The sequence below is a fragment of the Streptomyces anulatus genome (assembly GCF_014650675.1).
Classification (GTDB): Bacteria; Actinomycetota; Actinomycetes; order Streptomycetales; family Streptomycetaceae; genus Streptomyces; species Streptomyces anulatus.
Map to the genome: position 1 here is coordinate 53,797 of NZ_BMVK01000007.1, position 20,355 is coordinate 74,151.

Below are 20,355 nucleotides of genomic sequence, written 5' to 3' on the forward strand. Positions count from 1 at the left end.
TATCGGGCTCTTGGATCAAACCGGGAGGAGAAGCATGTACCAATGGCCCAGCACATCCCCGGAAGCTTCGGCCACCGGCGTGCCAACGGACCACCCGGGACGGTCGCCACTCCGCGCAGGGCGGACGCAGGCGCCGGAGGGCCGGGCTCCGGTTCGGCGTCGAGGGGGATGAGTACGCGTACTCATCCCCCCGACCGCGCGGGCGGCGCACGATGCCGACATGGACATGGACATGCGCGCGGACGGGATCCGGGAGGGGCGCGAGCCGCGGAGCGCGGGGGCGAACCTCCTGGTGTTCCTGGCCCTCCTGCCGCTCGACGCGCTCGTCGGCGGCTACGCCTGGCTCGTGGTCGGCATCGGCGGCTGGGCCGCCGCGCACAACGGTGCGGAAGCCGCCGTTCCGGTGATGGAGCTGGTGGGGAGCGGCGGCGTGCTGGCGGCTGTGGGGCTGGCGCTGTGCTGGGGACGGTACCGGGGCGCCGCCGTGGCCCAGTTCGTCCTGACGGGCGCACTGATGGCCTGGCTGTTGTCGCCCTACGGCTGACGCGCTGGCGTACCGCCCCGGCGGCGCGGGACCCTCGCCCTGGGTACAGTCGGGGCCGCACCGGACGGCTCGGAAGGGGACCAGCGGATCATGGCGGTGGACGCACTCGACACCCGGATCCTGCGCCTGCTGATCGAGCAGCCGCGCACCAGCGTCCGGGAGTACGCACGCATCCTCGGCGTGGCCCGCGGCACCCTGCAGGCCCGGCTCGACCGGCTGGAACGCGACGGGGTGATCACCGGCACCGGGCCGACCCTGTCCCCCGCCGCACTCGGCCATCCCGTGCTCGCCTTCGTGCACCTGGAGGTCACACAGGGGCATCTGGTCGAGGTGGGCGACGCCCTGGCCGCCGTGCCCGAGATCATCGAGGCCTTCTCGACGACGGGCGGGGGCGATCTGCTGACCCGTGTCGTCGCCCGGGACGCCGGGCATCTGGAGGACGTGATCCAACGGCTGATCCAGCTCCCGGGAGTCGTCAGGACGCGGACCGATGTGGCGCTGCGCGAGCGGGTGGCGCACCGGGTACTGCCCCTGGTGGAGTCCGTGGGACGCGCGGCGGGCGACCGGGACCGGCCGGGGTCCGCACCCGGTCGGGGGTGACCGGGTCCGCCCCTGCGGGCTGCGGCATGCTGGGGCCATGACTTCCCGCCCCGTGACCGCACCCGGCCCCCACGTGATCTTCGATCTCGACGGGACGCTGGTGGACAGCGAGCCGAACTACTACGAGGCGGGGCGTCGGCTGCTCGCCCGGTACGGGGTGCGGGACTTCGACTGGGAGGCCCACACCCGGTTCATCGGCATCGGCACCCGGGAGACGCTGACCGTCCTGCGCGCGGAGTACGGGATCGACGCCCCGGTCGAGGAGCTGCTCGCCGGGAAGAACGCCCTGTATCTGGAGCTCGCCGGGACGTCTACGGAGGTCTTCCCGCAGATGCGGGTCTTCGTGGAGCGCCTGCACGCGGCCGGGGTGCCGATGGCGGTGGCGTCGGGTTCGTCCCGGGCCGCGATCGAGGCGGTGCTCGCGGTGACCGGGCTCGACGCGTACATCCCGCTGTACGTCTCCGCCGAGGAGGTCGCGCACGGCAAGCCGGAGCCGGACGTGTTCCTGGAGACGGCCCGGCGGATGGGGGCGGAGCCGGCGGACTGCGTGGTGCTGGAGGACGCCCCGCCCGGAGCGGCGGCCGCGCACGCGGCGGGCATGCGGTGCTTCGCCGTCCCCTATGTGCCGGGGACGGCGTCCGACCCGGCGTTCGGGACCGCCGAACTGCTTTTCAGGGACGGGCAGTCCGTGTTCACGGCCGATTCCGCGTACCGTCGGCTGCTCGGCTGACCCGGGTCCGGCGGGCGCTCGCGGCGCCGAGGCGGGCGAGGGGGGTGTACCGGGGCGTCAGCAGGGCCCGGTGAAAGGGCCGTCGGGGCACCGGGGCTCCGCCGGACCGATATCCTGATCATGTCGTTCGCCGCTCCGCCCAGGACTCCGCCGGAGACCGGGAACCACGGGGGCCGGCAGCCGGAGCGGGCCACAATGCGAGATAGGTGTACAGGTGCTGGTAGCTGGTCGGTACCGATTGGTATCCCCCATCGGTCGTGGCGGCATGGGCGAGGTGTGGCGTGCCACGGACGAGGTGCTGGGACGCGCCGTTGCCGTGAAGCTGCTGCTGGGGGACCAGGCGGATGCCTCGTCGACCGCCCGCTTCCGGCTGGAGGCGCAGACCGCCGCCCGGTTGAGCCACCCGCACCTGGTGGCCGTGTTCGACTTCGGGGCCTGGGAGGACCGGTTCTTCCTGGTGATGGAGCTGGTCGAGGGGCAGAGCCTCGGAGACCTGCTGGCCGCCCAGGAGCGGGTCCATCCCGAACAGGTCGCCCTGATCGCCGGCCAGGCGGCCGCCGGGCTGGCCGCCGCGCACCGCCAGGGCATCGTCCACCGCGACATCAAGCCGGGCAACCTGATGCTGGACGCGGACGGTTCGGTGAAGATCGGCGACTTCGGGATCGCCCAGTTCGTCGACGATCCCTCGACCGCGCTGACGACAGCCGGCCACATCGTCGGCACGAGCCTCTACCTGGCCCCCGAGCGCGCGCTGGGACGCACCGCCGACTCCGCGTCCGACATGTACTCCCTGGGCTGCGTCGTCTATCAACTGCTGCTCGGGCAGCCGCCGTTCCGCTCCGACACGGCGACCGCGACGCTGTACCAGCATGTCGACACCCCGCCGGTCCCGCTGCGGCAGCGGGGCGTGGAGATCTCCGCCGCCTTCGACTCGTATCTCCTCGGGCTGCTGGCCAAGCAGCCGGAGGAGCGGCCCACGGCGCAGCAGGTCTCCGACTGGTTCCGCACCGACGCCTGGCGCGGCCGGCCGGAGCCCCTCCCCCAGCAGACGCCCACGTCCCACCGGGCGTCCGCCCCCATGACCCCGAAGCCCTCCCCCGTCGCGCCGCCGGCGCCGGTCGGCCCGACGACGTACCGGCTCCCGGGGCCCACGGGGCGAAGACGGCAGGCGCCGGCCCGATCGGCTCCGGCCCGCCGTCGCAGTACCCGTGAGGCGATACGACGGCGGCCCAGGGTGGCCAGCCTCATCGCGGGCACGGCGACGTTCCTGGCCGCCGTGTATCTCGGAATGATCCTGTTCTCCCCGGACTCCAGCTCCGCCGGAACGCCGGATCAGAGTCCGTCCTCGGGCCCCTCGCAGGGCGTCGGCGACGGCGGCGAGCAGCAGCAGCAGGAACAACAAGACCAGCAGGACCAGCAGGACGGCGGCCGACAGGGCGAGGACGACGAGCAGGACGACTGAGTCCCGCCCGCTCCCCCTCGCCCGCCGGGGTCCCGCCCGCTCCGGGCCCGCCCCGCCGTCACCAGCGGTCGTGGACCTCCGCGCGGATCGACCGGTCGTACAGGTCCCGCACCGCGTCCAGCGTGGACTGCGGCAGCGGTGGCAGGGCGGCCGCCGCCGCGTTGGCGCGGGCCTGTTCCACCGAGCGCGCGCCGGGGATCACGCTGGTCACGCCCGGCTGCTGGATGATCCAGCGGAGCGCGGTCTGCGCGGGGGTGGCGCCCTCGGGGGCCAGCTCGGCGAACTCGGCGGCCGCGGCGACACCGGTCGCGTAGTCGATGCCGGAGAACGTCTCGCCCCGGTCGAACGCTTCGCCGTGCCGGTTGTACGTACGGTGGTCCTCGGGGCCGAAGACCGTGTCCTTGGTGTACTTGCCGGAGAGCAGGCCCGAGGCGAGCGGAACCCGGGCGATGATGCCGACGCCCGCGGCTGCCGCCGCCGGGAGGACTTCGTCCAGCGGCTTGAGGCGGAACGGGTTGAGGATGATCTGCACGCTGGCGACGCCGGGGCGCGCGATGGCGGTCAGCGCCTCGGCGCAGGTCTCGACGCTCACCGCGTAGGCGCCGATCCGCTGCTCGGCGACCAGGGTGTCCAGGGCGTCGTAGACGGCGTCGGAGGAGTAGACGCCGCTGGGCGGGCAGTGCAGTTGTACGAGGTCGAGCGTGTCCGTCCCGAGGTTCGCGCGGGAACGGTCGTTCCAGGTACGGAAGTTGTCCAGGACGTAGTTCTCCTCGACCTGGTCCGCGCGGCGGCCCATCTTGGTGGCGACGAGAACGCCGGCGTCGGGGCGGCTCTTGAGGTAGCGCCCGATGAGCTGTTCGCTGCGGCCGTCCCCGTACACGTCCGCGGTGTCGAAGAAGGTGACGCCGGATTCGACGGCCGCGTCGAGAACCCCGAACGCGTCGTCCTCCGCGACCTCACCCCAGTCGCCCCCGAGCTGCCAGGTGCCCTGTCCGACGACCGAGACGTCACGGCCGGTCCTGCCGAGTGTGCGCTGTTCCATGAGGATCATGCTATTCCGCTTCTCGGGTCGGGGGTGGACGGCGGCAGGAGCACCTCTGCCGCCGTCCACGTTTCGGGGCCGCCCCGGTGCGGGCGGGTGGTCAGTCGCCGGTCGTCACGCGGACGTAGTCGATGACCATCTGCTGCGGGAACTGTGTGCTGCCGTCGGGGTCGCCGGGCCAGTAGCCGCCGACCGCGAGGTTCAGGATGAGGAAGAAGGACTTGTTGAACACCCACTGGTTGCCGCCCAGATCGGCCGGGGTGCGCCGCTGGAAGACCTGGCCGTCGACGGACCAGGTGATGGAGTCGGGCGCCCAGTCGACGGCGAAGGTGTGGAAGTCGTCGGCGAACGCCTGCCCGTTCGGCAGCGTGTACGCGGCTCCGATGCCACCGGAGCCGGAGTATCCGGGCCCGTGCAGGGTGCCGTGGACGGTGCCGGGTTCGAAGCCGACGTTCTCCATCACGTCGATCTCTCCGCTGTTCGGCCAGCCGACGTTGCCGATGTCGTCGCCGAGCATCCAGAACGCGGGCCAGATGCCCTGGCCGCGCGGGATCTTGATGCGCGCCTCGACGTGGCCGTAGGCGGCGGAGAACTTGCCGGAGGTGTTGAGCCGGGACGAGGTGTACTCGCAGGTCCCGTACCAGCACGGGTAGTTGCCCGGGTTCTCCTTCCGGGCGGTGATCACCAGGTTGCCCTGGCCGTCGAGCGCGGCGTTGTCGTTGCCCGGGGTGTAGTACTGCCGCTCGTGGTTGTTGACGTTGTCGCCGGTCTCGATCTGCCACTTGCCGCCGTCCACGGCGGCGCCGGCGGGTCCGTCGAACTGGTCCTCGAAGGCGACGGCCCGCGCCCCGGGCCCGGGGGCCGGGGCGCCGGCGGCGGGCGCGGCGGACGCTCCGCCGGGGAGTGCGGTCAGGATGGCGGAACAGCAGAGCAGCGAGGCCGCGTAGAGGGCGACGCGGCGGCGCCGGGAGACGCTGCGCGCCGTGGAGTGCGTGGGGTGCACGGTCATCACATCACTTCGCGTGGGGGGCATGTGCATGACAGGTCGACGCCGAGAGGTGAACGGTTGGGGCGATCACCTCGGGCGCATATTTCAATACTTGATTTAAGGGAGTGCCGCAGGAGCCGTCAATAACCTGGTCCAGACCGGAGGGGGAACGGCATGCCCCCGAGGCATATGCGTCTGAAGACAGCAGGCTCATCGTGCGATTCGTCCCGGGCAGCCGCAGAGTGGAGACACGGACCGGCGAGACGGGCCGGAGCCACGAAGGGAGCACGACGTGGAGAACGACGGCACACCGCGGCCCCACTTCGTCGTGCAGATCCATGACGCGCGGCGCCTGCACTTCGATTTCCGGCTGGAGGTGGACGGCGTACTGAAGTCCTGGGCGGTGCCGCGCGGGCCGTCGGAGAACCCCAGCGACCGACGGCTCGCCGTGCCGACGGAGGATCACGCCCTGGAGTACCGCGAGTTCGAAGGAGTCATCCCCCGAGGGGAGTCCGGCAGCGGCACGGTCATCGTCTGGGACCAGGGCACCTACCGGCCGCTCGGGCACGACGGACAGGGGGACTCCGTCCCCTTCTCCGAGTCCCTGGCGCTCGGCCATGCGACGTTCTGGCTGTACGGGTCGAAGCTGCACGGCGAGTTCGCGCTGACCCGCATCCGGAAGGGCGACGAGCCGGACAGCGGCGGCCACGAGGCGTGGCTGCTGATCAAGGCCAACGACCGCCTCGCCGTACGCGACAGGCCCGGCTCCCCCGACCCGTACCACGCCCGGTCCGCCCGTACGGGACGGACCCTGCACCAGGTCGCCGCGGCGGCGTCCCGGGGGCCCGGGGACTGACCGCACGCCCCCGGGCGGCGTTCCCGCGCCCCGTCAGACCCCCGCGCCGGAGATCTCGGCGAGCACGTCCGTGTAGAGCGGCCGCCGGTCGGGCCGGGCGTGGGCCGCGGTCCGGCGCAGGACCGGGACCGCCGCGCCGCCGAAGCCGACGAGCGCGTCCCGGGCGGCTTTCCGGACCACCGGCTTCGCGTGGTCGAGGAGCCGGACGAGATCGGGCAGCGCGGGCTCCCAGCCGGCGCGGCCGAGCGTCCGCGCCGCCATGCGCACCACGTCCGGCGAGGGATCGGACAGCAGGAGCGCGGTGAGCCGGGCATGGGTGTCCCGGTCGAACAGGGCGCGCGAGGTGCGGTGTGCGTGCAGACGCACCCCGGCACGCGGATGGCACAGCAACTCCTCGACCAGAGTGTGCAGTTCCGGGTCCGGAGCGGCTCCGCGCTCCTCGACGAGGCGGGTGAGGGCCTGGCGGGTCTGCTCGGGCGTCCCCGTGCGGGCGAGGTCGAGCAGTTCCGCCGTCGACGGACGGTCCGCGGGGGCCGCCGGGTTCCGGAACGGGGTGCGCAGGGCGTCGAGCGCGGCGGCGTCCTCGTGTTCGGCCCCGGGCGTGCGCAAGGGGCCGTCGACGAGGACGAGCGCGTCGGCCCGGGCGTCGCGGCCTTCGGTACGCAGCTGACGCTCGGCCCTGGTCAGCGCGGGGGTCCGGAGCAGTTCCACGCCGGTCAGCAGGTCGAGCAGCCCGAGGTCGCCCGCCTCGACGCGTGGCGCGAGCAGGTGGGCCAGGGCGTCGGCGGGAACGTGGTGCAGCGTGGTGCGGGCCGCCTCGTGCACAGCGGGCGAGCCGTGTTCCCACCACCCGACGATCAGCGGGACGAGCGGGAGCAGGTCGTCCTCGGGCAGCCGTGCCGCCCAGCGCAGCGCCCGCTCGGGCAGCACCCCGCGGGCGGTCAGTTCCACGACGGCGGGGTGCCGGCCGCCGCCCTCGCCGGGGCGGCCGGTGGCGTGGTTCTCCGGGTGGGCGAGGAGATCCAGGGTCGCGGTGGCGGGGAGCACGTCGACCCGGCCGCGCAGATACGCCCGCAGCACGGCGCGCGCCACCCCCGGCTCGGGCCAGTCGAGCAGGGCCCGCGCGGCGGCGGTCCGGCGGTCCGCCCTCTTCGCGTCCAGCATGTCCAGCAGCCGGGACCGCTGGGCGGCCGACCGGGGCTGGTCGAGATCGTCCGCCCGCACCGGGCGCGACGAGCGGTCGGGGGCCGTGCCCGCCGCCCTGGTCTCGGCGATGGTCCACTCGGGCGCGTCGAGCGGCTGGAGCGCGGTCATCCAGTCGACGAGTCGCCCGCGCACGCCGGGCGCGGCCCCCGGGTAGGCCTCGACGAGCGCGGAGAGCAGTTCCCGTGACGTCGGCGCGGTGGGGGTACGCCCGGCACCGTCCGTCCCGGGGGCACGCCGGGGTCCGGCACCGGCGGCGACATCGCGTCCCCGGAACTCCGCCAGCGCTTCGGCCGTCCGTACCGACTCGGTCAACTCCGCGCGCCAGGCGGCCGGTTCATCGACGACCGCTTGCTCCGCCGGTACGCCGAACGCCTCCCGGAGCACGGTGGGCGCGGCGCTCCAGGGGTCGGCGCCGAGGTGGGCGGCGGCCAGGGCCCGGTCGAGATCGGCGCGGACGAGCACCGCGCCCAGCCGTCGGAGCAGCGTGAGGGCGGAGGCTGCGGTCCCGGTCCGGGGCAGGTCGTCCGGGCCGGTGGGCGGCAGGGCGCGGAGTCCCTCGACGACGGTGAAACGCTGGACGACGGACAGGTGCGGTGCGACGGCGTGCAGGACGTCGGTCAGCTCCCCGGCCCACCCGGCCGCCGCTCCCCCGGCTGTGGCCCCGGGAGACCCGTCCGCCGCTCCCCCGCCCGCGGCGGCGTCGAACGCGTCGGTGACTGTACCGGCGTGCCGGGCGAGCACCGTCACCTCCTCGGCGGACCACGGCCCCGGGCACAGGTGCAGGGCGCACCGCAGGAGACGGTCGCGGAGTCCGGCCCCGGCGGTGCTGCCCGCCAGGCCGAGCCAGGGATCCAACAGGGCGCGCGCCGCGGGGCGTTCGTGGGCGCCGACGGTGTCCGGGGGCGCGGGCCGCCGGGCGATGCGCAGGGCGAGCACCGGGTCCCAGCCGGATCGCAGCAGGGCCGCCACCTCGGGGTCGGCGCCGTCCGGCGGCCCGTCCGGGTCGGCGGGCGGCGTCGGCACACCGTGCCGGGCCAGTGGTTCCGCCAGGTCCTCCACCGAACCGGCGGAGAGCCGCACGCCGCCGTCGGCGACGAGTGCCAGCAGGGCGGGGACGGCCGGCGACGCCCCCACGTCGAGGGCGAGCACGGCGCGGGCGGTCACCTCGTGGTCGAGGGCGCTCAGCAGGAGCCGGCGGGCACGCTCGTCCCGGGCCGCTTCGGCGGCGGCGAGGAGGGTCGCGGCGTAGGAGGGGCCCACGACGGCCCGCAGCGCCTGTTCCAGCGCGGACCGCAGTCCCGGGTTGTCGTCGCGGCCGAGCGCCCGCAGGAGATGCGGGACGGCGGCCGGCGAGCCCGCGTGGAGCAGGGTGGCCGCCGCCGTCTTCCTGATGTTCATGTTCGGGTGGTGGAGGCGGGCGGCGACCGCCTCGCCCGCCCAGCGGGCCCGTGCCGCGCCCAGGGCCAGCAGGGCCGCGCGTACGGTCCGGATGTCCGGGTCGGAGGTCAGCGGGACGAGCGTCGCGGACAGGGCCCGTGCGTCCTCGCCCGAGGCGTCGTGGGCCAGCAGGGCGATGACGTGCTTGCGCACGTGCGGGTCGCGGTCGCGGAGCAGGCGGTGCACCCGGGCCCGGGTGGACGGGGTCGCCGGGACCTGGAGCAACGCCTTGAGCAGCACCGCCCGTTCGCCGCCGGTGAGCCCGGGCCGCTCCAGCAGGCCGAGCAGCATCGCGGTGAGGAACGCGTGGCCCGCGCCGGTGTCGTCCGGTGCGTCGAGCAGGCAGACGGGCCTGATCCGCCGCCGCCTCCGCAGCCGGCTCCCGTGGGCGCGCACCGCCTCCACCACCTCGGGCGGCAGCTCCGGTTCGCCGCCCGCCCGGGCCGGGCCCGCGGGTGCGCCGCCGGGGCCGGGGGCGCCCGCACCCGGCCGGGGCGGGCCTTCGGCGGGGTCGCGCGGCGCGGCGAGGTCACGCACGATGCGCAGGAGCAGGTCGGCCAGGGGGACGCCCCCCGGGGGCGGGTTTCCCGTGCCGGCGTACGCCGCGATCCGGCAGAACGCCGCCACGGGGGCGTCCACGTCCACACGGGCCCGCAGAACGGCCAGTTCCCGCTCGTCGGGGGCTCCGAGGTCGGCCTCGATGTCGTACGGGAGGGTCTGGGGGTCGAGCCGGGCGAGCAGGGCCTGCCGCTGCCCGGGTTCTCGGGTGAGGTGCCACAGGAGTGCCAGGGCCCGGTCGCGTACGGGGCGCAGTTCGGGTGCGACCGGGAGCCGTGGTGGGCCGTCCGGGGCGGTGGGCGGTCCGTCCTCGGCCCCGGACAGGGCCGTGGGCGGTCCGTCCGCCGGGCCGCCGAGGCCGAACGCCCGGGCCAGCGCCGATCGCGTACGGTCCCCGCCGATGGCCTCCAGGGCGTCCAGGGCGGCGGACGGGGCCGTGGGCAGGAGGGCCAGCACCGCCTCCTCGGCGGCCGGGGGCCGCAGGACGCGGATCGCGGCGAGGAACGGGCGCGGGGCCCGGGCGGCCGGGAGGAGCCGGGCGACGGCCTCGCCGATGGGGATGTCGGCGGCCCCCTGCCGCGACAGGGCGATGAGCAGCTCCAGACGGCGCGGCCAGTCCGGGGCGGTGGGCGGGGCGTCGGTGAGGGCGTCGAACAGCGGGCGACGGCAGGTGTAGAGGACCGTCGCGACGTCCTCCGCCGGAAGCGTGTGGTCGGCCAGGGCCAGGGCGAGGAGCGGGCCGACGTCCGGGTCCGCCGGGAAGTGCCCGCGCCGGTGCAGTCCGCGCAGACAGGTCAGCACGGGTCCGGCCAGCAGGAGGGGGTCCGTGGCGGCCAGGGCCACCAGGCGGCCGACCTCGGTGCGTTCCGCCCGGTCGCCCAGGAGTTCCACGGCCTGCCCGCGCAGGGCCGGAGTCCCGGCCGGGTCCTCCGCCGTGCTCCACAGCACCGTGGGGTGACCGTGCCGGGCCGCGGCGACGAGAGCGGCGGCCGCGAGCGCGGCCGACGCCCCGTCACGGTCGGTGTACCGGCCGTCGGGGGCCCTCGCCTGCCGGGTCAGCGCCGGCGCGTCCACGGGCGTCACCGTCGCCCAGGGCTCCGCGAGTTCGCGCAGCGCACCGGTCACGACGTCGCGGTCGGGCGCGTCGAGCAGCCGGACGAGCAGGCCGCGCACGAACGCCGGTGCGAGCAGTCCGGCGTGCAGCCCGTCGCGGGACAGGCGCAGCGCCTCGGTCCCGAGGACCGGGTCCCCGGTGTCGACGAGTTCGGCCACGAGCCGGTCCGCTCGGTGCGCTTCGGCGGCGGCGCTCTCGCGTACGGCCCGGTAGAGGAGTTCGCCCGCCGCCTCCGTACGGAGGACGGTCGGGTCCCCGAGGAGTTCCGTCCGCAGCCAGGCGATCCGTACCCGGGCGGGCAGCGCGGCCGCACGCCAGTCGGGCAGCCGGTGCCGCGCTCTCCGCGCCCCGAGCCGGGCGTGGAGGCCCGCGAGCAGGAGCGACTCCTCGGGCGACGCCCCGGGGGAATCGGGCAGCAGCCGGGACACCAGGGCGAGATGCCCGGCCTCGGTCCCGGCCTCTCCCCCGCCCCCGGCGTCCGGAGTGCCCGCGCGTTCGGCGAGGAGGGTGAGACCGAGGTGCCGGATCCGGGGTGCGGGGTGCCGGACCATCCGGCCGAGCAGGTCCGACGGACAGGTATGGGCGTCGAGGCGCCGGGCGAGGAGAGCGGCGTCGGCACGGTCGAGGGCGTCGGTGATCGTCATGTCCGGCGGAGTGGTCACCGACGGAGCGTAGACGGCGGGTTCACTCGGTCGCCCGAGGTTTTCCGACGCCTGGTACCGCCCCGGCCCGTCCTGATCGATGATGTTGCCCTGGGCCGCCGCCCCGGCAGGAGCAACGGCCGTTGGGACGAAGGGGTTGTGATGCGGGAACTGCCACCGGACCCGGCGACGACGGACGTACGGGAGGTGTCCCGTACGGGAGAGGACGCCCAGGTGATCGTGGTGGGGGCGGGCCCGGCCGGCTCCTCGGCCGCGTATCACCTGGCGCGGGCCGGAGTGGACGTGATCCTGCTGGAGAAGGCCCGTTTCCCCCGGGAGAAGGTGTGCGGCGACGGCCTCACCCCGCGCGCGGTGCACCAGCTCATCCGGATGGGCGTCGACATCACCGCACCGGGCTGGACGCGTTCGCGCGGTATGCGCTGGGTGGCCGGGGAGCACCGCGTGCACATCGACTGGCCCGCACTGGGCCGCTATCCGGACTTCGGGCTGTCCCGCAGCCGGCACGACTTCGACGACATCCTGGCCCGGCACGCCGTCGCGGCGGGGGCCCGGCTGTACAGCGGCTGGAAGGCGGAGCGCCCGCTGACGGACCGGGCGGGCCGGGTCACCGGGGTCGCCGCGTCCTCGGACTCCCCGGACGTCCCGGAGCCGGTCGACTTCCGCGCGCCGGTCGTCATCGCCGCCGACGGGGCGTCCGCCCGCCTCGCCCTGGCGCTGGGAGTGGAGCGGGACCCCAAGCGGCAGATCGCGACGGCCGCGCGGCGCTACTACCGCAGCCCCGAACGCTCCCAGGAGGAGTACCTGGAGCTGTGGGCCGACCTCCGCTTCCCCGACGGAGGCCCGTATCTTCCCGGCTACGGCTGGATCTTCCCGATGGGCGACGGCCGGGTCAACGTCGGCCTCGGGGCGCTTCCCCACCGGCGGCACGGCAAGGCGGACCTGCGCGCCACCCTGGACCAGTGGCTGGCCAGGACCCCGGAGGACTGGGGGCTGCGCGAGGAGAACGCGGAGGGCCCGGTCCGCAGCGCCGCCCTGCCCCTCGGTTTCAACCGCCATCCGCTGTACGCGCGCGGGCTGCTGCTGGTCGGTGACTCCGGCGGGATGGTCAGCCCCTGGAACGGCGAGGGCATCGCCCAGGCGATGGAGGCGGGCGAGGTCGCCGCCGGGACCGCGGCCCTCGCCCTGGCCCACCCCCGGGGGCCCCGCCGCGAACAGGTGCTGCGCGGCTACCCGGTGGAGATGAACCGCCGCTGGGGCCGCTACTACCGCCTCGGCAACACCGCCGCCGACCTGATCTTCAGCCGCTCGGGCTTCCAGCCGGTGCTCAACCGGTACGTCATGGGATCGCCGTTCCTCCTCAACACACTGGCCCGGCTGCTCACGGATCTGACGGACAAGCCCTCGCGCGATGTGATCGACCACGTCCTCAACACGGCGTTCCGCCTCGTCCCGGCCCCGAGGCCGGTCCCGCGCGGCGGCAGGCCCCGGAAGCGCTGACAAGGGCCGGGGACAGATGCTCTACAGGCCTGTAGATTACGGTCTGCCGGCCGCTCGTCAGGGATCCGGACATCTCCGCGCCCATGCGCCCAGAAGAAAGCAGCAACCATGTTCGGGATCGGCGAACTCACCATCCTCCTCCTGGTGATCGTGGCGGTGCTGGCCGTGAAGAGGCTGCCCGACCTCATGCGGTCGGCCGGAAAGGCCGCGCGCATCCTCAAGAGCGAGAAGCAGGCGCTCAAGGACGAGGACAGCGGCCGGCCCCGGCCGTCCCCCCACGTCATCCGCGGGGAGACGACCGAGCGGGACGCCCCCTAGAGGGTGCGCTCGGGGGGCGTCGGCGGGTGCAGCAGCCGGGCGAGCAGGTCGTCCAGGCTGACCAGCCCGGTGAGCCCGCCCTCCGCGTCGCGTACGACGGCGATCGTGGCCCGCCGTTCGCGCAACTGTTCCACCGCGTGTGCGGCGGTCGCGTCCGGGGCCAGTTCCGGTACGGGACGGGCCAGGTCGCGGGCGAGGACGTCGCGGCCTCCGGCGCGGGCCACGAGGGCGTCCCGGGCGTGCACCGATCCGAGGATCTCCTCCCCGTCCCGTACCAGCAGGCGGGTGCGGTCGGCCTCGGCGGCGGTGGCCAGGATCCGGTCGAGTCCGGCGTCCGCCGGGACCGTCGCGATCCGCTCCACGGGGGTCCGGAGCACGGAGACCGGGGTTCCCGGTTCGGTCAGGGACCGGGTCATCAGTCCGGAGTCGCCCTTGCTGATCAGCCCGAGACGCTCGGACTCCTCGATCAGGTGGGTGAGCTGGTCGCGGTTGTGCACCGAGGCGAGTTCGTCGCGCGGGGTGACCCGGCACAGCCGCACCAGCGCGTTGCTGATCGCGTTCAGCAGGCGGATCAGCGGACGTACGGCGCCCACCACGGCCCGGAAGGCCGGGCTCAGCAGCATCGCGGAGCGCTCCGGGTGGGCGATGGCCCAGGATTTCGGGGCCATTTCGCCGATCACCATGTGCAGGAAGACGACGACGATCATCGCCAGCGCGAAGGCGATGCCGTAGCTGAGGGCCGCGGGCAGTCCGAGCCGCTCCAGCAGCGGGTCCAGCTCGTGGGAGATCGCGGGCTTGGACACGGAGCCCAGGCCCAGGGTGCAGATGGTGATGCCGAGCTGGGCTCCGGCGAGCATCAGCGACAGCTCGCGCATCCCGGCGAGCGCGGCCCTGGCTCCGCGCTGCCCCCGGGCGGCGGCCTGTTCCATGCGGTGCCGCTTGGAGGCGACCAGGGCGAATTCGGCGGCGACGAAGAATCCGCTGCCGATCAGGAGCAGGACCGTCACGAAGAGCGCCATGGGGAAGCTCATGCCTGCGGCTCCTGTTCGGTGGGTCCGTCACGTTCCGTGCGTTCGGCGGGATCGGCGGGCGTGGTGGGTGCGGCAGGATCGGTGGGTTCGATGCGGACGTACTCGGCGACGTGCCGGTCGAGGGTGCGCACCTCGATCCGGGCCTCGCCGGCGGTGAGCCGGTCGCCCACGGTGGGGAAGCGTCCGAGCCGGTCGATGATCAGCCCCGCCAGGGTGTCGTAGTCGTCGCTCTCCTGGGGCAGTTCGACGCCGGTGGCCTCCTCGATCTCGTCGAGGCGACGGCCCGCGTCCACGATCCAGCCGGAGCCGTCGGCGACCGCGAGTTCGACGACGGTGTCGGACTCGTCGGCGATGTCCCCGACGAGTTCCTCGGCGATGTCCTCGTACGTGACGATCCCCGCCAGGCCGCCGTGCTCGTCCAGGACGACGGCGAACTCGTCGTCGCGCTCGCGCATCTGCGCGACCGCCGCCGGGAGCCTGAGGAGCTCCGGGAGCAGGAGGGGGCGGCGGGCCAGGGAGCCCACGGTGGTGCGCCCGACGTCGGCGGCGGGCAGCCGCATCAGCTCCCGTACGCCGAGGACTCCGGCGGGGTCGTCCGGGTGGTCGCCGAGCACCGGGTAGTTGGAGTGTCCGTGCCGGGCGATCAGCTCGACCGCCTCGGTGGCGAGGGCGTCGCGGCGGATGAACGCCACGTCGGCGCGCGGGATCATCACCTCGCCCAGGTTCCGCTCGGAGAACTCCAGCGCGTGGTCGATGAGTTCGGCCGTGGCGGCCGGGAGTTCGCCCTGTTCGTGGGATTCGCCGATGAGGTGGCCCAGCTCCTCCAGGGTCGCGCCGTGGTGGAGCTCCTCGACGGGTTCGATGCCGATGCGGCGCAGCAGCCGGTTGGCGACGCCGTCGAAGACGTGGACCACGGGGCCGACGATCCGCAGGTAGACCAGGGTGGAGGAGGCGAGGGACTTCGCCATGCTCTCGGGCACGGCGAGGGCGAGGTTCTTGGGGGCGAGTTCGCCGAGGACCATCTGGATGACGGTCGCCACCACGAACGAGAGCACCACGGAGATGCCCGACACCAGGCCGTCGGAGAGGCCCGTGCCGCTCAGGGCGGGCCGCAGGAGGGCGGAGACGGACGGTTCCGCGAGGAAGCCGACGACGAGTCCCGTGACGGTGATGCCGAGCTGCGCGCCGGACAGCATGAAGGAGAGCCGTTCCAGCACCTTCACCGCGCGGGCGGCCCGCTTGTCCCCGGCGGCGGCCTCCCGGGCGAGGGTCAGCCGGTCGGCGGAGACGTAGGCGAACTCCTGGGCCACGAAGTAGCCGGTCCCGGCGGTGAGGACGAACACGGCCAGCAGGCCGAGCAGGGCGGAGGTCATCGGTCACCCGCCCCGCGCGGGAGGCGGCGGGCGGCCCTGCCCGGGGCCGCGGGTCGGTGACTGTGGGGGTCGGGCCCTGAGGGGCCCGGACTGGCGGACAACGCGTGGCTCCTGTCCGGCTGGGTTCTCCAGCCATGGAATCGAGTGGGACGCACTCCGGCGGGAGGTGAGCACCCGGGCATGATTCTGCATGCCGGGCGGGTGGAGAACCGCCGTCGACGGGGCCCGCGTTCCGCGGCTGATGAACTCTACAACCCTGTAGCGGCAGGCGTCGGGCGGATCTTCGCGGCTCCGGGCGGGGTGCTCGTCCGAGGGGCGCCCCGGCTCAGGCCCTACAGCGGCGTCGCCGCCTCCAGGACGAGGAACAGCGCGACGGCCGCGTTCAGGGCGGACAGCGCGGAGACGGTCGTCCCGGCCGCGGCGACGAGCGCGGCGACGCCGGCCGGGGTGAGGGCGGGGGGCCAGCCCCGGTCCGGCGGTACCGGGCCCAGGAGCGCCGCCACCCGCCTCGGCACCGGCCCCGCCGCGGCGAAGGCGGCGAAGGCGGCGCCGCCGGGCACCGGGCGGGAGACGAGCGCCGCCTTGCCGACCGCGCGTGCGGTCAGCCGCCGGTCGCCGGTGACCCGGGCCGCCTCCTCGTCCGCCCAGCGCTCCGTGCTGTAGACCAGGGCCCCGAGCAGCGGCCACAGCAGCGGGTTGACACAGCCGGCCAGCCGGGTCGCGAGCAGCAACCGGTGGTGGCGTCCCGCCAGATGGGCCCGTTCATGGGCGAACAGCGCCCGGTGCTCGGCCGGTTCGAGGGAGGCGAGCAACGCCGTGGAGACCATCACGCGCCCCGGGGAGCCGGGGAGCGCGTAGGCGTACGGGACGTCGTCGGGCAGCACGGCGAGGTCGCCGCCCGGCAGGCCCGCGAGCGCCCGGTGGGCCCGCGCCCGGAAGCGGTAGTGGCGGTGGACGGTGAATCCGCAGGCCGCCGTCACGACGACGAGCGCGAGGATGGACGCCTTGCCCGCGAACGCGTCGTGCGGCACGGCCTCGCGGACCTCGGCGTCGGACCAGCCGTCGGGCAGCGGGTTGCCGGGCAGCTGGGCCGTGCCCACCACCACCAGCAGCCCCAGGCACACCAGGGAGCAGGAGGCGAGGATCACGGCGACGGTGGTCAGCAGCCGGGCCGCCCTGCGGGGGTGCAGATGCTGTTCGGCCAGGCGCGCGATCGGCAGCGCGGTCAGGGGCAGGACGAGGGGCAGGTAGACGAAGACGCCCATCGTCAGCGCTCCGGCCGGTCCGAGGGCGCGTCGGTGCCGTCGGGACCGCTCTCGGCGAGCAGGGTCCGCAGCAGGTCCTCGTCGTGCGAGGAGAGGACGGAGACGAAGCTGGAGAGCACCGCGTCGCGGTCGCTCTGCTTGTCGAGGAGCCGGCGCATCCGCAGGGCGGCGAGCCCCGCCTCGTTCGCCACGGGCTCCCACAGGACGGGGCGCCCCCGCCCGGTGCGGGTGACCGCCTGCTTGGCGTGCAGACGCGTCAGGATCGTGATGACGGTGCTGTACGACAGGCCCGCGCCGAGCCGTTCCAGCACCCAGGCGGCGGTCACCGGCTCGCTCGCCCCGCCCAGCACCGACAGCACCTGGGCCTCCAGCTCGCCCTGGCCACGCCTGCGGACAGGCGATTCCCGCTCGCCACCGGCTCCTTCGGCGTCCACGGCCCGACCCCTCTCTCCGTCCGTCCGCCCGGTTTTCTCCGTTCGGCCGCCCGGCCGTGGCGCATTCGCCTGCCGGGTGTCGGGAAATCGTATCCAGCCGACGGAGGGCCCGGCCACCGGCCGGGGGCCGGGCCGCCCGCCTCCTGGCCGCGAAAATCTACAGTGCTGTAGATTTTCCTGTAGTCGCAGCGTGTCCGCGCCGTCACCCGTGGCGTGGCCGCCACCACGTGAACACCGTCACCGCACAAGGGAGAACATCATGGGCGTGAGCCTCGCCAAGGGCGGAAATGTCTCGCTGAGCAAGGAGGCCCCGGGGCTGACAGCGATCCTCGTCGGTCTCGGCTGGGACGTCCGCACGACCACCGGCACCGACTACGACCTCGACGCGAGCGCGCTGCTCTGCGACGAGGCGGGGAAGGTGCTGTCCAACGAGCACTTCATCTTCTACAACAACCTCAAGAGCCCCGACGGGTCGGTCGAGCACACCGGCGACAACCTCACCGGTGAGGGCGAGGGCGACGACGAGATCGTCAAGGTTGACCTCGCCTCGGTGCCCGCGACCGTCGCGAAGATCGTGTTCCCGGTCTCGATCCACGACGCGGAGAGCCGGGGGCAGAGCTTCGGCCAGGTGCGCAACGCGTACATCCGGGTGGTGAACCAGGCGGGCGGCGCGGAGATCGCGCGTTACGACCTGAGCGAGGACGCCTCCACCGAGACGGCGATGGTCTTCGGCGAGCTGTACCGGCACGGCGCCGAGTGGAAGTTCCGTGCGGTCGGGCAGGGTTACGCATCCGGCCTGAGCGGCATCGTCGCCGATTTCGGCGTCAGTCTCTGAGCCGCCGGGATCCTTGACGCGCACGCCCCTACCGAAGCCACCCCAGGCATCCAGTCACCGAAGGCGGAACGATGACGATCAACCTCACCAAGGGCCAGCAGGTCAGCCTCACCAAGTCCGGCGGCGGCGAGCTCGGCGTCGTACGGATGGGGCTGGGCTGGAAGTCCGCTCCCCGTAAGGGATTCCTGGCGCGGCTGACCGCCCGCGAGATCGACCTGGACGCCTCGGCGGTGCTCTTCGCGGGCCAGGCCCCGCAGGACGTGGTCTTCTTCCAGCACCTGACCAGTGACGACGGTTCGGTCCAGCACACCGGGGACAACCGGGTCGGCGGGGCGGGCCAGGGCGGTGACGACGAGTCCATCGTCGTCGACCTGCGGCGCGTTCCGGTCCATGTGGACCAGATCGTCTTCACGGTGAACTCCTTCACCGGCCAGACCTTCGAGGAGGTCGAGGCGGCCTTCTGCCGTCTGGTCGACGAGAGCAACGGCCAGGAGCTGGCCCGGTACACCCTGACCGGCGGCGGGCGGCACACCGCCCAGATCATGGCCAAGGTCCAGCGGTCCGGCTCGGGCTGGCAGATGACCGCGATCGGCGCGCCGGCGGACGGGCGGACCTTCCAGGACCTCATGCCCGCGGTCGCGCAGCACCTCTAGAGCACCCCTCCAGAACATTTCGGACGCCTCACCGGACAGCCGCGGAGGTGCGCACGCGGCACGTGCGCACCCCCGCGGTCCGGCGGGCGGAACACCCACCACACAGGTGTCGGCACACCTGTGTCGACCGAGGGACAGCATGGGCAGACCTTCCCGGCTCGGGGACGAGGACAGATCCGACTACGGACGCGCACTCGACGAGGTGATCGCCTCCCCGGAGATCCGACTCCTGCTCGAACGCTCCGGAGTCCCCGGCGGCCGGCTGCGCGTCCGAGGCCTGGCGGCCGTGGCACGCACGACGTCCGCCGCCGACGCCGAGTACCGGCGGTACGCGGCCCTGCGGCGGCGGGCCCGGGGCGGGCGACAGGACGCCGGGGTGTCGCCGCTCTCCGGACCGGGCGATCAGGAGCGGCCGGGGGCCGGAGTGCTGGCCGTCCTCGGGGTGCTGACACCGGTGCTCGCCGCGGTGGCCGCGGCGACGTTCCTGCTGCTGGGCTACGGCCTGCGGCTCGCCGAGGCCCTGCCCGCCCTGGCGGGCACCCTCGTCGGCGTCGGCTGGTTCAGTCTGACGGTCGCGGCGGTCACGGCCCTGGTCAGCGTCGTCGCCCTCTACCGCACGGCGGCGAAGCAGTCGGCGGACGGCACGGCGTCCGTGCCCGACCGGTACCCCGCCGTCGAGGACGCCCGTGAGGCGTGGCTCGCGGCGCTGCGCGACCGGGGGATCAGGCCGTTCCTCCTCCAGCAGCTCACCGAGGCGGCGCCCCCGCCGGGCCCGGGCGACGGTCGCGGTTCCCGCTTCAGCTCGCCGACGTTCGCGGGACCCGATTTCTCCGGTCCCGGTTTCGAGGGCTCCGGCCACCGGGGCTCCGGCAGGCCCGCCCCGGACGGCTCCGAACCGCGCCGCTGACGGGGACGGTGTCCGCGAGGCCGGCGCCGCTGCCGGCTGGGACCGAGCCGGTCAGATCGGTCAGGTCAGGGCGCGTACGGGCGCTTCGTCGGCGGAAAGGGCGTCGGGCAGGCCCGCCCGCCCCCGGGCGGCCCGGACCAGGGCGGCCATGACCCGGGTGTCGTCGCCCATCTCGGGGTGCCACTGCACGCCGAGCACCAGGCTTCCGTGCCCGGGGAGTTCCAGGGCCTCCACCGTCCCGTCGGGCGCGTGGGCGGAGGCCACCAGGCCGGAGCCGAGCCGGTCGACCGCCTGGTGGTGGTAGGCGGGCACCACGTCGGTCTCCGGGACGGCGTCCGCGTACGCGGTGCCGGGCACGGGGGTCACCGGGTGGCTGCCGAAGACGCCGGTGCCGCCGGTGTGGTCGTCCAGGTGCTGGTGCAGGGTGCCGCCGAGGGCGACGTTCAGCAGCTGCATGCCCCGGCAGATACCGAGGAGCGGGACCTCCCGTTCGATCGCCGCCCGGATCAACTCCAGCTCCCAGGCGTCGCGTTCACGGGCCGGGGGGCCGGTACGGGGATCGGCGACCGCCCCGTAGCGCGCCGGTTCGACGTCCGCTCCCCCGGCGATCACCAGCCCGTCCAGGGCGGCGACGGTGTCCCGGGCCGCGTCCCGCGCGTCGTCGGGCGGCAGCAGCACGGCGAGCCCGCCCGCCGCCCGGACGAGGCGCGGATAGGCGGCGGGCAGCAGCACCGCGGGCATCTCCCACACACCCCAGCGGGCCGGGTCCTGGTAGGTGCTGATGCCGATGACGGGCCGGGACATGGAACGGGCTCCTTCGGGTCGGGGTGATCACGTGGTCGC

General features: G+C 74.3%; 18 protein-coding genes. 10 read left to right on the forward strand and 8 right to left on the reverse strand.

Annotated features, from left to right (window positions below; all coding sequences use genetic code 11):
• The first annotated feature begins 220 nt into the window (after window positions 1–220).
• From IE272_RS18880 to IE272_RS18895, 4 genes are all read left to right on the forward strand, one after another.
• Complete coding sequence (locus tag IE272_RS18880; protein ID WP_098892882.1) at window positions 221–544, forward strand: hypothetical protein; 324 nt, start codon at window positions 221–223, stop codon at window positions 542–544.
• A 90-nt stretch (window positions 545–634) separates the two neighbouring features.
• Window positions 635–1,144, forward strand: coding sequence for an Lrp/AsnC family transcriptional regulator (locus IE272_RS18885; protein ID WP_032792074.1), 510 nt, complete (start codon window positions 635–637; stop codon window positions 1,142–1,144).
• 37 nt (window positions 1,145–1,181) lie between these two features.
• Window positions 1,182–1,874 (forward strand): HAD family hydrolase, encoded by a 693-nt coding sequence (locus tag IE272_RS18890; RefSeq protein ID WP_190007324.1) that lies wholly within the window; start codon window positions 1,182–1,184, stop codon window positions 1,872–1,874.
• Between the two features lie 265 nt (window positions 1,875–2,139).
• Window positions 2,140–3,336 (forward strand): serine/threonine-protein kinase, encoded by a 1,197-nt coding sequence (locus IE272_RS18895; RefSeq protein WP_229897346.1) that lies wholly within the window; start codon window positions 2,140–2,142, stop codon window positions 3,334–3,336.
• A gap of 58 nt (window positions 3,337–3,394) precedes the next feature.
• Here IE272_RS18895 and IE272_RS18900 read toward each other — a convergent pair whose 3' ends face one another.
• Window positions 3,395–4,387, reverse strand: coding sequence for an aldo/keto reductase (locus IE272_RS18900; RefSeq protein WP_078961176.1), 993 nt, complete (start codon window positions 4,385–4,387; stop codon window positions 3,395–3,397).
• Window positions 4,388–4,478: 91 nt separating this feature from the next.
• A complete protein-coding gene (locus IE272_RS18905; protein WP_056699166.1) occupies window positions 4,479–5,387 on the reverse strand; it encodes a glycoside hydrolase family 16 protein in 909 nt (302 codons plus the stop codon).
• Between the two features lie 199 nt (window positions 5,388–5,586).
• On the opposite strand from IE272_RS18905, the gene IE272_RS18910 reads away from it, so the two are divergent.
• Window positions 5,587–6,222, forward strand: a complete 636-nt coding sequence (locus IE272_RS18910; RefSeq protein ID WP_078961177.1) for a DNA polymerase ligase N-terminal domain-containing protein — start codon at window positions 5,587–5,589, stop codon at window positions 6,220–6,222.
• A gap of 33 nt (window positions 6,223–6,255) precedes the next feature.
• On the opposite strand, the gene IE272_RS18915 is transcribed toward IE272_RS18910, so the two are convergent.
• The gene (locus IE272_RS18915) at window positions 6,256–11,199 is read right to left on the reverse strand and encodes a HEAT repeat domain-containing protein (protein WP_190007326.1); all 4,944 of its coding nucleotides are present in this window, start codon (window positions 11,197–11,199) and stop codon (window positions 6,256–6,258) included.
• A gap of 141 nt (window positions 11,200–11,340) precedes the next feature.
• On the opposite strand from IE272_RS18915, the gene IE272_RS18920 reads away from it, so the two are divergent.
• A complete protein-coding gene (locus tag IE272_RS18920; protein ID WP_057661283.1) occupies window positions 11,341–12,696 on the forward strand; it encodes a geranylgeranyl reductase family protein in 1,356 nt (451 codons plus the stop codon).
• A 108-nt stretch (window positions 12,697–12,804) separates the two neighbouring features.
• Window positions 12,805–13,014: a twin-arginine translocase TatA/TatE family subunit gene (locus IE272_RS18925; RefSeq protein WP_050357477.1), complete on the forward strand. Its 210-nt coding sequence runs from the start codon at window positions 12,805–12,807 to the stop codon at window positions 13,012–13,014.
• Here IE272_RS18925 and IE272_RS18930 read toward each other — a convergent pair.
• The 4 genes from IE272_RS18930 to IE272_RS18945 all read right to left on the reverse strand — a co-directional run bounded on the left by IE272_RS18930 (window position 13,011) and on the right by IE272_RS18945 (window position 17,117).
• The gene (locus IE272_RS18930) at window positions 13,011–14,045 is read right to left on the reverse strand and encodes a hemolysin family protein (protein WP_050357478.1); all 1,035 of its coding nucleotides are present in this window, start codon (window positions 14,043–14,045) and stop codon (window positions 13,011–13,013) included. The genes IE272_RS18925 and IE272_RS18930 overlap by 4 nt on opposite strands.
• Complete coding sequence (locus IE272_RS18935) at window positions 14,042–15,418, reverse strand: hemolysin family protein (protein WP_190007327.1); 1,377 nt, start codon at window positions 15,416–15,418, stop codon at window positions 14,042–14,044. The genes IE272_RS18930 and IE272_RS18935 overlap by 4 nt, the downstream gene beginning before the upstream one ends.
• A gap of 332 nt (window positions 15,419–15,750) precedes the next feature.
• A complete protein-coding gene (locus IE272_RS18940; protein WP_190007328.1) occupies window positions 15,751–16,683 on the reverse strand; it encodes a M56 family metallopeptidase in 933 nt (310 codons plus the stop codon).
• A gap of 2 nt (window positions 16,684–16,685) precedes the next feature.
• The gene (locus tag IE272_RS18945; RefSeq protein ID WP_056699177.1) at window positions 16,686–17,117 is read right to left on the reverse strand and encodes a BlaI/MecI/CopY family transcriptional regulator; all 432 of its coding nucleotides are present in this window, start codon (window positions 17,115–17,117) and stop codon (window positions 16,686–16,688) included.
• Between the two features lie 259 nt (window positions 17,118–17,376).
• On the opposite strand from IE272_RS18945, the gene IE272_RS18950 reads away from it, so the two are divergent.
• The 3 genes from IE272_RS18950 (at window position 17,377) to IE272_RS18960 (ending at window position 19,512) form a co-directional block, all read left to right on the forward strand.
• Window positions 17,377–17,952 (forward strand): TerD family protein, encoded by a 576-nt coding sequence (locus IE272_RS18950; protein ID WP_032792079.1) that lies wholly within the window; start codon window positions 17,377–17,379, stop codon window positions 17,950–17,952.
• A 71-nt stretch (window positions 17,953–18,023) separates the two neighbouring features.
• Window positions 18,024–18,605, forward strand: coding sequence for a TerD family protein (locus IE272_RS18955; protein WP_007451990.1), 582 nt, complete (start codon window positions 18,024–18,026; stop codon window positions 18,603–18,605).
• Window positions 18,606–18,744: 139 nt separating this feature from the next.
• Window positions 18,745–19,512, forward strand: coding sequence for a hypothetical protein (locus tag IE272_RS18960; protein WP_190007329.1), 768 nt, complete (start codon window positions 18,745–18,747; stop codon window positions 19,510–19,512).
• Window positions 19,513–19,572: 60 nt separating this feature from the next.
• On the opposite strand, the gene IE272_RS18965 is transcribed toward IE272_RS18960, so the two are convergent.
• Window positions 19,573–20,316 (reverse strand): gamma-glutamyl-gamma-aminobutyrate hydrolase family protein, encoded by a 744-nt coding sequence (locus tag IE272_RS18965; protein WP_190007330.1) that lies wholly within the window; start codon window positions 20,314–20,316, stop codon window positions 19,573–19,575.
• Window positions 20,317–20,355: the final 39 nt, after the last annotated feature.

What these genes read in the sequence shown, in the direction of transcription:
- IE272_RS18905 (WP_056699166.1), bottom strand. Translation starts at nt 5,387, where the DNA reads ATGACCGTGCACCCCACGCACTCCACGGCGCGCAGCGTCTCCCGGCGC.
- IE272_RS18885 (WP_032792074.1), top strand. Translation starts at nt 635, where the DNA reads ATGGCGGTGGACGCACTCGACACCCGGATCCTGCGCCTGCTGATCGAG.
- IE272_RS18920 (WP_057661283.1), top strand. Translation starts at nt 11,341, where the DNA reads ATGCGGGAACTGCCACCGGACCCGGCGACGACGGACGTACGGGAGGTG.
- IE272_RS18965 (WP_190007330.1), bottom strand. Translation starts at nt 20,316, where the DNA reads ATGTCCCGGCCCGTCATCGGCATCAGCACCTACCAGGACCCGGCCCGC.
- IE272_RS18890 (WP_190007324.1), top strand. Translation starts at nt 1,182, where the DNA reads ATGACTTCCCGCCCCGTGACCGCACCCGGCCCCCACGTGATCTTCGAT.
- IE272_RS18960 (WP_190007329.1), top strand. Translation starts at nt 18,745, where the DNA reads ATGGGCAGACCTTCCCGGCTCGGGGACGAGGACAGATCCGACTACGGA.
- IE272_RS18950 (WP_032792079.1), top strand. Translation starts at nt 17,377, where the DNA reads ATGGGCGTGAGCCTCGCCAAGGGCGGAAATGTCTCGCTGAGCAAGGAG.
- IE272_RS18895 (WP_229897346.1), top strand. Translation starts at nt 2,140, where the DNA reads ATGGGCGAGGTGTGGCGTGCCACGGACGAGGTGCTGGGACGCGCCGTT.
- IE272_RS18880 (WP_098892882.1), top strand. Translation starts at nt 221, where the DNA reads ATGGACATGGACATGCGCGCGGACGGGATCCGGGAGGGGCGCGAGCCG.
- IE272_RS18940 (WP_190007328.1), bottom strand. Translation starts at nt 16,683, where the DNA reads ATGGGCGTCTTCGTCTACCTGCCCCTCGTCCTGCCCCTGACCGCGCTG.
- IE272_RS18900 (WP_078961176.1), bottom strand. Translation starts at nt 4,387, where the DNA reads ATGATCCTCATGGAACAGCGCACACTCGGCAGGACCGGCCGTGACGTC.
- IE272_RS18955 (WP_007451990.1), top strand. Translation starts at nt 18,024, where the DNA reads ATGACGATCAACCTCACCAAGGGCCAGCAGGTCAGCCTCACCAAGTCC.
- IE272_RS18935 (WP_190007327.1), bottom strand. Translation starts at nt 15,418, where the DNA reads ATGACCTCCGCCCTGCTCGGCCTGCTGGCCGTGTTCGTCCTCACCGCC.
- IE272_RS18930 (WP_050357478.1), bottom strand. Translation starts at nt 14,045, where the DNA reads ATGAGCTTCCCCATGGCGCTCTTCGTGACGGTCCTGCTCCTGATCGGC.
- IE272_RS18925 (WP_050357477.1), top strand. Translation starts at nt 12,805, where the DNA reads ATGTTCGGGATCGGCGAACTCACCATCCTCCTCCTGGTGATCGTGGCG.